Source organism: Vibrio ruber DSM 16370, assembly GCF_900163965.1.
Taxonomy (GTDB): Bacteria; Pseudomonadota; Gammaproteobacteria; order Enterobacterales; family Vibrionaceae; genus Vibrio; species Vibrio ruber.
In genome coordinates this window covers 13029-27549 of record NZ_FULE01000054.1, presented here as the reverse complement: position 1 = coordinate 27549, position 14521 = coordinate 13029, and the positions used below count along the sequence as shown (strand labels likewise).

At 48.5% G+C, this 14521-nt stretch carries 15 protein-coding genes; 6 read left to right on the top strand and 9 right to left on the bottom strand.

Features of this window, described 5'->3' with window-relative positions:
- The first annotated feature begins 394 nt into the window (after positions 1 to 394).
- From VR7878_RS18520 to VR7878_RS18510, 3 genes are all read left to right on the top strand, one after another.
- A complete protein-coding gene (locus VR7878_RS18520) occupies positions 395 to 574 on the top strand; it encodes a hypothetical protein (RefSeq protein WP_077337495.1) in 180 nt (59 codons plus the stop codon).
- Between the two features lie 145 nt (positions 575 to 719).
- A complete protein-coding gene (locus VR7878_RS18515) occupies positions 720 to 962 on the top strand; it encodes a type II toxin-antitoxin system Phd/YefM family antitoxin (RefSeq protein ID WP_059120589.1) in 243 nt (80 codons plus the stop codon).
- Positions 963 to 970: 8 nt separating this feature from the next.
- Positions 971 to 1270 carry a type II toxin-antitoxin system RelE/ParE family toxin gene (locus VR7878_RS18510; RefSeq protein WP_077337494.1) on the top strand — a complete coding sequence of 100 codons (300 nt, stop codon included), beginning with the start codon at positions 971 to 973 and terminating at the stop codon, positions 1268 to 1270.
- A gap of 129 nt (positions 1271 to 1399) precedes the next feature.
- On the opposite strand, the gene VR7878_RS18505 is transcribed toward VR7878_RS18510, so the two are convergent.
- Positions 1400 to 1696, bottom strand: coding sequence for a hypothetical protein (locus VR7878_RS18505; protein ID WP_139344150.1), 297 nt, complete (start codon positions 1694 to 1696; stop codon positions 1400 to 1402).
- Positions 1697 to 2143: 447 nt separating this feature from the next.
- Positions 2144 to 3541 (bottom strand): SLC13 family permease, encoded by a 1398-nt coding sequence (locus tag VR7878_RS18500; RefSeq protein ID WP_077337498.1) that lies wholly within the window; start codon positions 3539 to 3541, stop codon positions 2144 to 2146.
- Positions 3542 to 3612: 71 nt separating this feature from the next.
- Here VR7878_RS18500 and VR7878_RS18495 point away from each other — a divergent pair, with 71 nt between their 5' ends.
- Positions 3613 to 4458, top strand: coding sequence for an AraC family transcriptional regulator (locus VR7878_RS18495; RefSeq protein ID WP_077337492.1), 846 nt, complete (start codon positions 3613 to 3615; stop codon positions 4456 to 4458).
- A gap of 36 nt (positions 4459 to 4494) precedes the next feature.
- Here VR7878_RS18495 and VR7878_RS18490 read toward each other — a convergent pair whose 3' ends face one another.
- From VR7878_RS18490 to VR7878_RS18480, 3 genes are all read right to left on the bottom strand, one after another.
- Positions 4495 to 5895: an APC family permease gene (locus VR7878_RS18490; RefSeq protein WP_077337491.1), complete on the bottom strand. Its 1401-nt coding sequence runs from the start codon at positions 5893 to 5895 to the stop codon at positions 4495 to 4497.
- Positions 5896 to 5932: 37 nt separating this feature from the next.
- Positions 5933 to 7225, bottom strand: a complete 1293-nt coding sequence (locus tag VR7878_RS18485) for an NAD(P)/FAD-dependent oxidoreductase (RefSeq protein ID WP_077337490.1) — start codon at positions 7223 to 7225, stop codon at positions 5933 to 5935.
- A 67-nt stretch (positions 7226 to 7292) separates the two neighbouring features.
- Positions 7293 to 8432 (bottom strand): ornithine cyclodeaminase family protein, encoded by a 1140-nt coding sequence (locus VR7878_RS18480; RefSeq protein WP_077337489.1) that lies wholly within the window; start codon positions 8430 to 8432, stop codon positions 7293 to 7295.
- Positions 8433 to 8682: 250 nt separating this feature from the next.
- Here VR7878_RS18480 and VR7878_RS18475 point away from each other — a divergent pair, with 250 nt between their 5' ends.
- The gene (locus VR7878_RS18475; RefSeq protein ID WP_077337488.1) at positions 8683 to 9531 is read left to right on the top strand and encodes a helix-turn-helix domain-containing protein; all 849 of its coding nucleotides are present in this window, start codon (positions 8683 to 8685) and stop codon (positions 9529 to 9531) included.
- Positions 9532 to 9857: 326 nt separating this feature from the next.
- Here VR7878_RS18475 and VR7878_RS18470 read toward each other — a convergent pair whose 3' ends face one another.
- The 4 genes from VR7878_RS18470 to VR7878_RS18455 all read right to left on the bottom strand — a co-directional run bounded on the left by VR7878_RS18470 (position 9858) and on the right by VR7878_RS18455 (position 13140).
- Positions 9858 to 10847: a trypsin-like serine peptidase gene (locus tag VR7878_RS18470; protein WP_077337487.1), complete on the bottom strand. Its 990-nt coding sequence runs from the start codon at positions 10845 to 10847 to the stop codon at positions 9858 to 9860.
- A 250-nt stretch (positions 10848 to 11097) separates the two neighbouring features.
- Positions 11098 to 12354, bottom strand: a complete 1257-nt coding sequence (gene ulaA, locus VR7878_RS18465; protein ID WP_077337486.1) for a PTS ascorbate transporter subunit IIC — start codon at positions 12352 to 12354, stop codon at positions 11098 to 11100.
- Between the two features lie 12 nt (positions 12355 to 12366).
- The gene (locus tag VR7878_RS18460; protein ID WP_077337485.1) at positions 12367 to 12654 is read right to left on the bottom strand and encodes a PTS sugar transporter subunit IIB; all 288 of its coding nucleotides are present in this window, start codon (positions 12652 to 12654) and stop codon (positions 12367 to 12369) included.
- Between the two features lie 42 nt (positions 12655 to 12696).
- Positions 12697 to 13140 (bottom strand): PTS sugar transporter subunit IIA, encoded by a 444-nt coding sequence (locus VR7878_RS18455; RefSeq protein WP_077337484.1) that lies wholly within the window; start codon positions 13138 to 13140, stop codon positions 12697 to 12699.
- Positions 13141 to 13388: 248 nt separating this feature from the next.
- Between VR7878_RS18455 and VR7878_RS18450 the strand changes: the two genes are divergently transcribed.
- The gene (locus tag VR7878_RS18450) at positions 13389 to 14414 is read left to right on the top strand and encodes a LacI family DNA-binding transcriptional regulator (RefSeq protein ID WP_077337483.1); all 1026 of its coding nucleotides are present in this window, start codon (positions 13389 to 13391) and stop codon (positions 14412 to 14414) included.
- Positions 14415 to 14521 lie beyond the last annotated feature (107 nt).

The following is a 14521-nucleotide window of genomic DNA, read 5'->3' as shown; positions in this document are numbered from 1 at the left end:
GTAGACCCATGCAATTTTACCTTTGGGAGAGATCCTTGCAGAGAGTCCGGCACCGTCAGAAACCACCTGACGCCCTGTATAAGGTTTGCCATGAATGGCCTTAAGTTGTTTATCTGAAAGTTTGTTAATTGCTGCCATAATTTATTTTTTACTACACATATAGCTACACACAATTCATTGACTGATGATATTTTTCAATGAACACTGATGAGCAAAATAGCAATTAAAAACAACAAAATCAAATAGATATAATAACAACCAGAACAAACAATATACCATGATAAACAATATAAAAAATCATCCGTGATTTTTCACCCTGAGTTCAGTGACCAAATTAACTTTTTAAGAATGTTTCACTTCATTCAAATCAACCACTAATCAAAGAAAACCATTCATGGAAGAATGGTTAGGCTTTTCCGGGCAGGATGCCCGTAAAAGCTGGTTCTGGAACGCGTGTGACTCCGTCAAACAAAAAAGATCTTCTGGTTACTCTGGCATCTCTGCAAGAGTAACTGGCGCACAGAACACTGATGCCTCTGAAACCGAAAAACGGAATTGTGCGTCAAATTTGTGAGCCAAAAGCTGGGAAGATAAAAACGTAAAGCACTCAGACTTCATCAATCACAACACTTTCGCACATTTCGCACGATTTAATCGGATTGACCATTTCGTCCTAAAGGCTATACTCTGATTAGATTTAAAACTGTGGAGACTAAGTTATGCGGACATTAACAGCAAATGACGCTAAACGAAATTTTGGTGAGTTGCTTTTAAATGCTCAACGTCAGCCAATTAAGATCAGTAAAAATAGTAAAGATGCAGTTGTCGTTATGTCTATACATGACTACGAGGAACTTGAGATGATGAAAGCTGAGTACCTCAAACACTGCTTCATCGCCGCCAAAGATGACTTAGCAAAAGATGATATCGTTGATGGTAAAGACTTTTTGAGTGAGCTGTAATCAGAAATATGCACCATAACCAATATAGACTAAGCCATCTAGCTCAAGCTCATCTACGCAAAGTAAAAAATTATACCATCAGCCACTTTTCTGAACTTCAGTGGCAACGCTACAAAGAAACACTACTCTCAGGCTTTCAAATGCTCGCTGATAACCCGGACTTGGGACGAAGTTGCCATGAAATATACAGTAACGGGTTTTACTTTCCGATTGGGGAACATACTGCTTATTTCACAAAGGAAGATGGTTTTATCCTCGTCGTTGCTGTGTTGGGACAATCTCAATTACCACAAAACCACCTGAAATAATCTAACGGTTCAGCGCACCGAATCAGGGGCGCTTTTATTCGCTCCTGCTCAGCCTTTTTATTAAGGGATAGCTTAAAATTCATCCGTGAATTTTACCCTGAGAGCATCGATCAATTGAGCTTCGTTGATTCAATGTTTCACTTTATTCAAATCAACCACCAAACCAAGAAAACCATTCATGGAAGAATGGTTAGGCTTTTCCGGGCAGGACGCCCGTAAAAGCTGGTTCTGGACAACGTGCGACCAAGCCCAACAAAAAAGATTTTCTGGTTCGTCTTTCATCTCTGAAAGATGAACTGGCGCACAGAACATCAATGCCTCTGAAATTGATGAACACAATTGTGCGTCAAATTTCGGTGCCAAAAGCTGGGAAGGTAAAAATGATAGGCTGCTGGTTTGGGACGCAATGACTTTCTTCGATCTCATTGCCATCTCCGACTGCGCCCCAGTTCCTTTTGATGGATGTCAAAAGGAACCAAAAACATCTTTTTGGGTTCAGCGCGCGTCATCAGGGTCGCTTTTATTCGCTCCTGCTCACGAAAAGCTTAAAATTCATCCGTGAATTTTACCCTGAATTCATCGATCAATTTAGCTTTATTGATTCAGAGTTTCACCCAACTCAAAACAGCCACCCAACAAAGAAAATCATTCACGGAAGAATGATTAAGCTTTTCCGGGCAGGACGCCCGTAAAAGCTGGTTCTGGAAAGCGCACGACCAAGCCCAACAAAAAAGATCTTCTGGTTACGCTTGCATCTTGGCAAGAGTAACTGACGCACAGAACACCGATGCCTCTGAAACCGAAAAACGCCATTGTGCGTCACATTCCGAAGCCAAAGGATGACAAAATAAAGGTGATGAAATGAAGTGCATCTCACCCCAACCACCCCACAAATCCCCACCACAGATAATCCAACGGCATTAAAACCAAAATCGTGATGACCGCCAACGGGAAGGTCAGTTTCACAAGCTTCACCAACGGTTCATTCGACAACTGCATCGCAATAATCAGTGGTGTAACCTGATATGGGAAAATGATGGTAGAAAAACCGACCACTTGAGTCATCAACACCTCGGGAACCGTAAAGCCAGTGGTCTGTGCTAAATCTGCGGCCATCGGGGTCAGAACGGTCGGGACACCGGGAACCGTGGCGACTAACCCCGTCACCATCGACATCAAAGAAAGTGCCATGAAATTCAGGAAACCGCCCTCTCCCTTTCCGGGGACTAAGTTGCCCAAGACATCGCCCATAATCGAACCAATGCCTGACTGGTTAACTAACGCGCCAAGTCCAAGCGCAGCGGCAACAAACACAACTGCCCCGAAATCGATACTCCCGTTGAATGATTTGGGAGGAACAATCCCCCAGCGGGGCAGCAATAATATAATCGCCGCAGCCAGACCAATCCATGCCGGATTCACTCCGTGAACCGTGTCGGTCACCCAGAGTAACAAAGTCACCCCTAAAATGATCCCGACCCGGATTTGCATCGCCGTCTGGTAGGGCTCATCTTGCGATTGCGGCGCTTCATCCCGGGCTTCAGCATTGATATGGGCAGGAAAGATAAATAGTGTCAGCGCGACAATCACCAAAGATTTGACGATGCCGAGAACAGGGAAATGTAATAACAGATATTCGGTATAGCCAAAGCTCAGGTCAAATAATGTCTCACTGGCACCGCTTAAGATCATGTTCGGGATATTGGCAGGCAGAATGGCGAAACTCGGCATATTACAGGCCAAAGTAAGTGACGTCGCGATACCGAGACGCCCGTGACTGCCACTGGAAAAACCGACTTTGTCCGCCAAAGCCATGCCTATCGGAATCATCACCACTGAACGCCCTACCGAAGAAGGCATGACAAATCCCAAGATCATCGCACTCACGACCAAACCGAAAATAAGACGAAAATAACTGCCGACAAGGTACGGTGCAATCCGGGATGCCAGTCTTTTTCCTAACCCGGAGAGGCTTATCGCTGAACCAATAACAAACCCGGAAATAATCAACCACACCGCGGTCGAACCGAATCCGGCAAACAGGATTCCCGGGTCAAGCAACTGGAAGATGGTTACCAGAGCGAAGAAAATCAGGCCGGTTAAAAATGGCGGGAAGAAGCCGGTACTCCAGCCAGTCAGCGTAATCAGTATCACTGCGGCACTATATGATACGTTCGGTTGAACGCCTGCCATCGGAAATAAAACCAGCCAGACTGCCAGTATCAGTGCGAGAGCAACTGCAACATGCCTCAACGATACAGGTTTGTTCATATGTTCACCTTGATTGTAGAAATAATGACTTCTAAGATAGCGATTATGATCTGACGTAAGAAGCCCTGAAAATGCCAAACAATGTTCCTGAAGCGACATTACTGCCACCAAGTCAGTTTGCTTATACCATCGATCCGTCTCGCCCGGTGCTCACAAACAGCCGCAGTATGTTGGCAGAAACCCGGATGACGCCTCATGCACACCCCAGAGGTCAGCTGTTGTGGGCCGCACAAGGCATTGTCAAAGTGACCAGTGATGAGGCGATTTGGATCGTACCGTCTACCCATGCCGTTTGGATCCCGAGTGGCGTGATGCATCAGGTTCAGGCAGAAACCTTGACCCAAATGCGTAACTTATATGTTGATCCGTCATTTCCGATTCGGGCGCACCAACAAGGTATCGCGATGCTGAAAATGACGCCGTTAATCCGTGAATTAATTCTGCGACTGGTTGAAGGAAACACGGTGTTACCAGAGGGGCCGATCAGAAGACTCGGACTGGTTTTAATTGACGAGATCGCCACCCTCGATGAGCTGAAAGTCTATTTACCGGCGGGTAAAGATCCGCGATTAAACCGGCTGCTCACCCAGCTTATCAATGAACCCTTACACAATACCTTACCAGAACATAATTCGACGCTGAAACAACGTGCAGCGCGGGTCGGCGCCAGTGTCCGCACCATTGAACGACTGTTTAAAGCAGAAACAGGGATGACTTACCGGCAGTGGTGTAGCAGGCACCGCTTGATCAGTACACTGGAGATTTTAAGGCAGGGGGAAAGCACCAGTCGCGTCGCCTATGAACTCGGCTACAAAAGTGTGAGTAGTTTTATTAGTGCCTTTAAAGCTTTATTCGGATGTACACCGCAGGCATATGCAAAACAAGAAAATCATCAGCTTCCCCCGCTTCTGCCTTAATCTCCCTGTGACGGTCACCCCGCCACAGGGCAACGCTTAATCGACATCGGGCTCAAACAAGCCGCGTTTCATGTAAAATTTCACCCATAATGCCGCAATCAGACTAATCACCAACAAAATACCACCGGTGATGGTGTACACCATCCGGGTCATATTCGGATCCGGTGAATTATTCAATGCCACATACAGCATACTGACAATCCCGATCACCTGAGGCCACGGGTAAAATGGTGTCCGATAGGGGCGCTCTTGCTGCGGCAGCCGCCGACGCAGAACAATCACATCAATATGCGCTACGATATAGGCCAACAGCCAGCTGGTCGTTGCCGCAATCACCAGTACGATCAACGCATCAATCTCAAAGCTGAAATAAGAAATCGCGGTACAGACAGAGAGCATCATGATCGCCGCCCAGGGCGCATTGAAGCGATTGATGGCTTTGAGCTGTGGAAAAGCCTGCTTTTGCATCGCCATGCCGTGCAGCATTTTCGGTACCGAAGCCAGTACGGTATTGATGGTGCTACAGGTGGCAGCGAGCGCCATCACGGTTGCAATCACTAACCCACTCTGGCCGAAAACAGCATGGGCGTAATCCAGATACGGCAAAGGTGATCCAACCAGTGTATCAATGTCTAAATAAAGGCTGGCACCATAGGCAAATGCTAAAAAGATGAGAAAAATAAAGAACAGTGACAAATGCATCGCCCGGGGAATGTTCTTGCGCGGCTGTCTGACGTCGTTGACCATCGGACAGATAAACTCCACCCCGACCATCATCCACATCGCTAAAGCGATCAACCCGATAAAATGACCGTTCCACACGCCGCTGAAACTCCAGTCAACAGCTTTACCGGCTAGATCCGGATGCGGCTGACTCAGGCCGGTAATCGCGGTCAGTCCAACCAGAATCAAGGCACTGACCAGCACAAATGCCAGAATATTCTGCACACGGGCAAAGACATCAGCGCCAACCAGATTGGTCATCGTGAGTCCCAGTAAAATCAGTAACGGCACGACCTTATCCGGCAGCATCCCCGGAAACAGCTGCGCTAACATCGCATCGACCAGAAACATTTCCACCGGAATGGCCAGAATAGCCACCACGACATAACCGGCAAACACCGCGACAATCGCCGGGAAGTGACCTATCGCTTTTTGCGTATAGGTGGCTAATGTTCCCTCTTGCGGAAACATCAGAGACAACTCGGCAAAACTCATGGCATTAAACTGGGAGAGCGCCAATGCCGCCACCATCGCGGTGATGAACGACATACCGCCCATCCCGATGCCTTGCGTTGCAGAAATCATTGCGCCCTGCACGATCACCAGACCGATACAGACGGCCATCATGGTCGGCAAACGCATTTTTAACGGTGAACGGGGGGTCATTGACAGTCCCGCAGTATCCATACTTTGTACATGGGTGTGATTGCTCATGTGAAATCCCTCTCATGAATAAAAACAACGTCCTTATTTAAAACCGATCAAACCGATAAGGTTTCGGATCGACAATCGGTGTCACATCCGACACTAAATCTGCGGCGAGCTGTCCTGCTGCCGGGCCGGTACCAAATCCGTGGCCGGAAAAACCGGTTGCGATGGTCAGGCCGGGAATGGCACCGATGTGATCAATCACCGGTAATGAATCCGGTGTCACATCAATCAGCCCGGCCCAGCTTTCATCAATCCCTATCCCTGCAAACATCGGCCAGGCCTTGGCAAGATTGGTCAGCGCTTCTTGGTTAATCCCTTCATTCACCGACGGGTTCAGGGTTCGTATCCGTTCGAACGGAGAAACATCGTTCGCCTTCCAGCGTCGGGGTAAGGTCAGATCCCGCAGGAAATGACGTCCGAGCGACACGCGCATATAACTGCGCTGCGCCCGTAACTGCGCCAGATAACGCATCCCGATCAGCAGATGATCCAGCGTCAGTGGCGCATCCAGCGCACCACGCTGCGTAATGACAAATCCACCGTCTGAATGTCGGCGAAAAGAAAAGTCCGGCGCGGCAAAGGCAATATCCGTCGGCCCTTGGGTGGCTTTCGTGCGCAACACGGAACAGATAATCGGTAATGTCGGAAACGACACACCGTGATTGCCTAAGAAACGTCGTGACCATGCGCCGCTGGCAAGCAGCACTTGAGTGCAGCGGATTTCACCCTGTTCGGTGACTACACCACTGATCCGACCGCCGGCGGTTGCGAGAGCCCTGACGGCACAGTTCTGGACCATCACCGCCCCCTTTTCAATCGCTCGCTGAGCGATAGCACTGGTCGCTATCGCGGGTTCAGCAAATCCGTCGGAAGGGGTATATAGCCCACCGACCCATTTTTCAGTGCCGCCGGGAGCCAACTGATCAATCTGCTGTAGGCTCAGGAGCTGCGAATCCAGTTGTAACGACTCAACGGATTGATGCCATTCTTGATACATCGCCATCTGTTTGTCATTGCGTGCAGCAAAAAGAATCCCGGACTGCCGATAGCCGACCTCACGCCCGATACGTTCAGGCATTTCAGCCCAGAGTCGATCTGCGGCCTGTGCCAGCGGCACATCCTCAGCATGTCGGTTGGTTTTACGGATCCAGCCGAGGTTACGGGATGACTGTTCCGCGCCGATTTGTCCTTTTTCCAGCAAGGCGACCGGAATATTGCGCTCGGCCAGTGCCAACGCGGCACTGACACCGATAATACCGCCCCCGATAATCACCACTTGCGTGGATGCGGGGAGTCGGTCTTGTGTATTGACGGGTTCTAATCTCTGTGTCATCGCTTGATCCTTGCTATTCATTCTCTGAAACATGGCATGTTTTAAACCATTTCTGAACGATGTCCGTTCAGCACAATACCGGCTCGTCCCAAAGATTCAGTTTGACGCCAATGCCCTGCGCGAGTGCATTACGGTAAATCACCGTCGCCCACGCCACATCTTCGACCGGTAAACCACCGACAGACATGATGATGATCTCTTCATCGTTCTGGCGACCGGGCGCTTCACCGGAAACTATCTCACCGATATCTTCCAGTTGATCGAGAGTAATTTTGCCTTCGGCGATCATGTCCATAAAACGTACGCCGATGACCGGAATATGATGATGAGCAGGCTTGGGCACTTCTTCGTACCAAGCTTGATACAGGCCGGTATTATCGAGCACTTTGCGCACGTCATCCCGTTCCATCTCTTCGTCAAGGCGACAATAGGCAGGCATTGCCAGAAAAGCCCCCGCTTTGACCCATTCCCGTTTGACGATCGGATAGGTTGAGGGGTCTCCGGTCTCGCCCGAATTGCAGTATGTGACAATATCGGCGCCCCGCACCACCTCTTCCAGTGAATCGACAATCTCGATTGTGGTGATCTGCGGATAAGTCGCTGCCACCCAAGTGAGGAAGCTATCAAGACTTTGCTGTCCGCGGCCTTTGACTTGGATGGTATCAATCTGAGGACAGGCGGTCATAAAAGCTGCCACGGCGGTTTTGCCCATCACACCGGGGCCAAGCAAACCGATGACTTTCGAATCCGGACGCGCCAGATAACGGGCACCCACTCCCGGTACAGCACCGGTACGATAAGCCGATAACAGGTTGGCGGACATGTAGGCCAGTGGCGCACCGGTTTCAATATCGTTGAGGATAAACATGAGGATCGAACGGGGCAGACCTTTCTCGCGGTTGGCAATGTTGGAGCCATACCATTTGACGCCACACGTCTGGAAACTGCCGCCGAGATAGGCCGGCATCGCCATCAAACGGCGATCCGCCGTCGGTTTCGGCATGGTCGGAAAAGGCGACTCTTCCGGAAAAATAACCATGGCACCGTGAGAATCATTATTCGCCCCGGCCATGCGATAATCACCCTGCCACAGCAGGGCAAACATCGCTTCCATAGTATCGACACAGCTTGGCATATCAGTCACACCTGCTTTGAGCATGTCTTGCTCCGACAGGTAAATAAAATCGATTTTGGTACGCTCTGACATCACATCACCTCAAAAAATAGGGGGTAAAATGGGTATGCCGTGTTCCGTGTCACCGCGGTGTCAGTCATCGACCTTCCCTGGCGAATCACATCAGATGAACAACGGATAGCTTGGATATTAGAGAGCCCACTCAGCAGCGTATTGAATTTTTGCGACATGACACGAATATTGATAAAAACCACAATATTGGCACCACGCTTGCTTTCTGACCCTATCTGGTTTGATTTATCCCGGAAAAGCAGGTGTCGTTATGTCAACAGCTTCAATTGTCAGTCGCGTGGCAGCTATCCATGCCAAACAACCTTGGTTTGTCCTGAGTGCTGCGCAGGATTTTTCGCTTTGTTCCTCGGAAATTCCGGAGGTGTCTCACTTCTATAGCTTTGAAGCTGACCAATCCGCCGCTCTGACTCTCGCGATCCCCGACGGCTGTATCGACATTCTGTTCGATTGTGACGCCAACGCCCCGGCCGCCTATGTTTGCGGAACAACGCTCGAAGCAACCCGGGCCAATTTTGTCCACCAACATCGCTATTTCGGAGTGCGATTCTTACCGGGCGTGATCCCTGATTTTCTCGATGCGTCAGCAAGAGAAATGGTGAATCATTTACTGTATTTACCTGATGTGGTGCCAACGTGTCATGCGCTGTTCGAACAAGTCGTCAGTACGTCAACGTTTGTCAGGCAAGTGTCCCTGACGCAGCAGTTTCTCAAAGACAAGTTTTTGAACAGTCAGCGAAAACGTCGCTTTTCTCCGCTCACGGTGCAAGCGATTCAGCACATTTTCGATCACAAGGGGAATATTCAGATCAAGCAATTAGAGGCAATGACCGGCTATACCAGCCGCACGTTACAACGCCAGTTTCTCAGTGATCTGGGGCTGTCGCCCAAAGCGTTCAGCCGGATCATCCGCTGCCAGTCTGCGGTGTATCATATCAACCACCACCGGCAGGTGGTGTTTTCCGACTTAGCCTATGGACTGGGATTCAGTGATCAGGCTCATTTTCTCAGAGAATTCAAGCGGTTGGTCAGTGCGACGCCCCTCGATTACCAGAAGCGGGTCAAACATGAGACTTATCTGAGCCGGATTCGCTACAACTGACCTCATTTTGTGCATTTTTGCACCAATTCAGTACCGATAAACATTCATTACAGACAAATACTCATTAGAGACAAACATGCCTTAGATACAAACATGCTTTAGAAACAAATAAGATTTGCGCGTGTCAGGGTCGATATCAGAGCGGTCAGAACGACAAAAGAAAAGGCTCTCAGATTAAATTCTCAGAGCCTTGATGATGTTTGGCGGATCTCAGCCGCTCATTGATTGTTTAACGGATCGACATGCGCATACCCCGCGCTTGTCTTATCAGTCTGACATAAACAATCAGTCTGACATAAACAATCAGTCTGACATAAACAATAGGGTTAATGAGTAGAGATCCACTGCTTCACCGTATTGTATACGGTGCTGGTCATCCGAGTACCACAGTTACGGGACGATGAACCGGTTGTATGAATCCCGCGGACGATGTTTTTGCTATCGCGGATGCCGCTGCCACTTTCGCCCCCTGCAGTATCGATTGTATAACAGACACGGTAAGAAGAGATGGCATTGGTGGCGCCAGAGTCAGTCCACAACGTCCAGCGGGTTTTATCCCCCGGATATCCGGTCACCGAATGTGTACCGCCGGAATAAACGCCCCAGCCAGAAGACCCGCCATGTGGTGCTTTTTGCAACACGATTAACGCATAGTCATAGTTAGAATTACGGTTATTGAACCAAGCTTTGGTGGTGACCGCAGTTTTCCACCCGGTGGTGCCCCAAGGTTTGCTCGAACCATTCTGTCCGGCGGCAAAATCCAGATTCTTATACCAGCTACCACGACCGTTTGCCACACAGTGACCCGCTGTCAGTACATATTTACTACCAATCAGTGTACCGGTACATCCCACTGAAATGTGACCGATATACTTGTAAGGTGAAGCGGTTGTATTGGTGATCCGGGTTCGATCATCACGACCAATGACCACCCCCTGAATATCCTCTTCTTCTCCGGTCACTTTAGGTTTCACCGTTGATTCTTGTTCCGGCGTGGTAAATAAAGTGGCATCCAGACCCAGATCATCAAATGTTTTAATTGCGTCTTCAAGTGCTTGCAGTGTTTCTGCTGAAATCTCAGCGGTGGATTGATTTCCCTCTCGGTCAACCGCAATTGCGCCCATTGCATCTGCCCGATCAACGACAGAGTCACTGAACGTCGGATCATCATTGGTAAACTCCGGGGGCTCAACTATATTAACACCATCAATAAAGTCAGCTTTCTGAGCGATTTCGGTAAATTGTGTTAAATCACTGGCCTGAACCCCTAGTGAACACAGGCCCATGATTGAGAGGGATAAAATTCTAAACTTCATTTTGTATTCCTTTATATTCAGATTAGAAAGTAAACAGCGTTCTGACATCCTGACGTTGTTTGAGTATGTTGGGCATTAATACACAACAACATGCATAATAATCTAATTATAAATCTCGCGAAAGTATGAATCAGTACGCATTACATATCCGAATATCCAGACGTGATCTTCTCCCCAAAAGAACAGATGCCAGTCAGCATAACTGACTGGCATAACCCAGCGGTGAAACCTTTACTTTGCAAGCTGACAATCAGCGGACGATCAATCCCAGCAGAATACCGATAGCACCAAAGTCCGAATCACTGAACGTGGTATTGGCAAAGCCTAAATCGCCCAAGACGGGCAATAAAAATACCGGCAGGAATGTGATCAGCAACCCTTGGGCGAAAGCGCCTAAGATCGCACCACGTCGCCCGCCGGTTGCGTTGCCGAACACACCGGCAGCAGCGCCGACGAAAAAGTGAGGCACCACACCGGGAATAATGATGGTTAAATTCATCACGTAAAGTAGCAACATTCCGACTAAACCGGCGGCAAAACTCGACAGGAAACCGACCAATACCGCATTCGGCGCATACGGAAAGACCACCGGACAATCCAGTGCGGGTTTGGCATTGGGCACCAGTTTATCGGATATACCTTTAAACGCCGGCACGATTTCAGCGATAATCATCCGTACCCCTTGCAGGATGACATAGACCCCACCGGCAAAAGTAATTGACTGGATTAAGGCAAACATAAACCAGTGCTTACCGCCGCTAACCTCACGCACATAATCGCCACCAGCGAACAGGCAGGTAATGATAAAAATAATGCCCATGGTGAATGAGATCGCAACGGGTGTATCGCGCAGGAACAATAAGCTTTTAGGCACATTCATATCTTCTGTTGAATGTTCTTTGTTGCCCAGTTTACTGCCGATAAATCCGGCAAGAACATAAGACAGGGTTGAAAAGTGACCAATTGCGACATCATCCGAGCCGGTGACCTGTTTCATGTAGCGGTGAGCGATGGCAGGGAAAAACACCATCACGCAACCGACCACAATCGATCCCAATGCAATCAGCGGGACACCTTTCATTCCACTGGTGGCAAGAATCGCGGCCACCATCATCGACATAAACAGCGTGTGGTGCCCGGTTAAAAAGATAAACTTCCACGGTGTAAAACGGGCAATCAAAATATTCACCAGCATCGCAAAGAACATGATCATCGCCATTTCACGGCCAAATGATTTTTGCGCAATCGAAACAATGGCTTCGTTATTGGGGACGACGCCGGTAATCCCAAAGGCATGCTGAAAAATGGTCGCAAAGTCACCGAGCGAGCCGACGACCAGACCGGCCCCTGCCCCCAAAATAATAAACCCCAGTATGGTTTTGACCGTGCCTTTGATACATTCCGTCACCGATTTTTTCTGTGCGATCAGCCCGATCAAAGCGATAAAACCAACCAGCACGGAGGGTTCGGACAGCACATCATTCATTAAGAAATTAAAGAACTCCATCGCTTCTCCTCCTTACAGATAACCAAGCTCTTGCAAAGCCACCGATAAACGGGCTTTCATCGCTGCTTTATCAACCATGTTATCCAGCGCAACAATCCGTGGTTCAACCGCCAAAGTGTTTAACTGCTCGGCAATATCGTTGGTGCCGACAAAGATGTCACAGTCGGTTCCTTTAGCCGATCCGAGATCAACATGATCCACGGTCGCCTCAATATTGAGTTCTTTCACAATACTTTTAATGCTCATTTCCATCATCAGGCTGGTGCCAAGACCATTGCCGCATACAACGATAATTTTCATCATTCAGACCTTTATTTTTTAGGGGGTGTAAGGAGATAAAATTTAATATTGCTCTATCACCGCGAGCACATCATCTTTGCTGTTCGCATTGCAAATCTGCTGTACATGCGCTTCATTCATAAATAGTTCAGCTAATTGTGCAATCGCTTCAATATGGCTGTTACTGTCTGTCGCCGCTAAAGTCACCAGCATTTTGATCGGGTCATTCTCTTCGGCATTAAAATTTACACCGTGTCGAATCACCGTTATCGCCAGCGCCATACGGTTGACGCCATCTTCCGGACGCGCATGGGGCATCGCCATTCCCGGACCAACCACATAATAAGGCCCGATCGATTCATGCGAGCGACAAATGGCATCGACATAGCCGGGTTCTATCGCATGGTTCTCAATCAGAGCCGCACACGATTTTTCAATCGCATCTTTCCAGTCGGTCGCATCAGAATATATGCGCACCACATCAGGGGTTATCAGTTCACGTAGCATGGTTTTTCCAACTTTGTTGTGTGGTTTAGTGACACTTTACCGAACAATATGCCAGAAAAATCTTAATCAGATCACAAATGATAGCGCTATCTGGTAGCGCTATCATTTGTGTGATGCATGTAGTATTTTGCTCATCCCTTATGGTTTAATCAATTAAACCAAAGTGCTGATACGTTACTATCGAACCGATGACCAACAGGCTGTGGTAAAATCTCAGCGCAGAAAACCTATCACGTAAAATTGGAAAGATGAGCAGACCCCGTAAACGAAGAAGTACCGGTAGCGTCACGTTAGCTGATGTCGCCCAAAAAGCAGGTGTCGGCACCATGACGGTGTCGCGAGCATTAAGAACGCCGGATTTAGTCTCTGATCATCTCAGAGAAAAAATTCAGCAAGTTGTTGATGAGCTGGGTTATATCCCCAATAAAGCTGCGGGAGCACTGGCCTCAGCACAAAGTCACTCCATTGCCCTGGTGATTCCGTCACTGTTTGAAAAAGCTTGTGCGGTTTTCCTGCCCAAATTTCAACATGCCCTCAATAAAGCGGGCTATCAGTTATTGATTGGCTACAGTGATTACTCAGTCACTCAGGAAGAAAATCTGGTCTCCACGTTTTTAGAAAGCCGCCCGGCAGGAGTCGTACTATTCGGACAGGAACATACCAAACGAACCCACCAGCTCCTGAAATCAACCAATACCATTGTGTTAGAAATCGCGGAGCAACGCTCTAAAGAAGACTACTTAAACATCGGCTTTGATTACTTCGAAGTGGGGAAAACGTGTACCAAACATCTGATTGAGCAAGGCTTTCAGCATATCGGCTTCATTGGCGCACGCGGTGACCATTTTACCCTGCAACATCAGCTACATGGCTGGCAAAGTGCGATGATCGAGAGCTACTTAACCCCTGACCATTTCTTAACCACACCGGATGCCCCCTCTTCTCAATTAGGTGCAGAAGGGCTCGCGAAGCTACTGTTACGGGATTCCGGATTGGATGCATTAGTCTGCAGCCATGAAGATATTGCTATCGGTGCGTTATTTGAGTGTCACCGCAGAGTGCTGAAAGTGCCGAAAGATATGGCCATTATGTGTCTGGAAGGCTCAGCCATGGGAGAGCACGCCTACCCCAGCCTGACCTGTGCGGAATTTGACTATGAAACAATGGGAACCAAAGCCGCTGAAAAGCTGATACAAGCGATAAAAGGTGGCTTATTTGAATCATCAACACTCCTAAAATATAAACTCAAACGAAGAGCCAGCACAGCGGGCTGATAGAAGTGACGCAACTCGATTGGCAAATAATACGGTGACCAACGCATCGGGATCGCAATCTTTGCTTTTTAGTTTAGCATCCTGATGCATTCAGCCGTCCCCTCAAC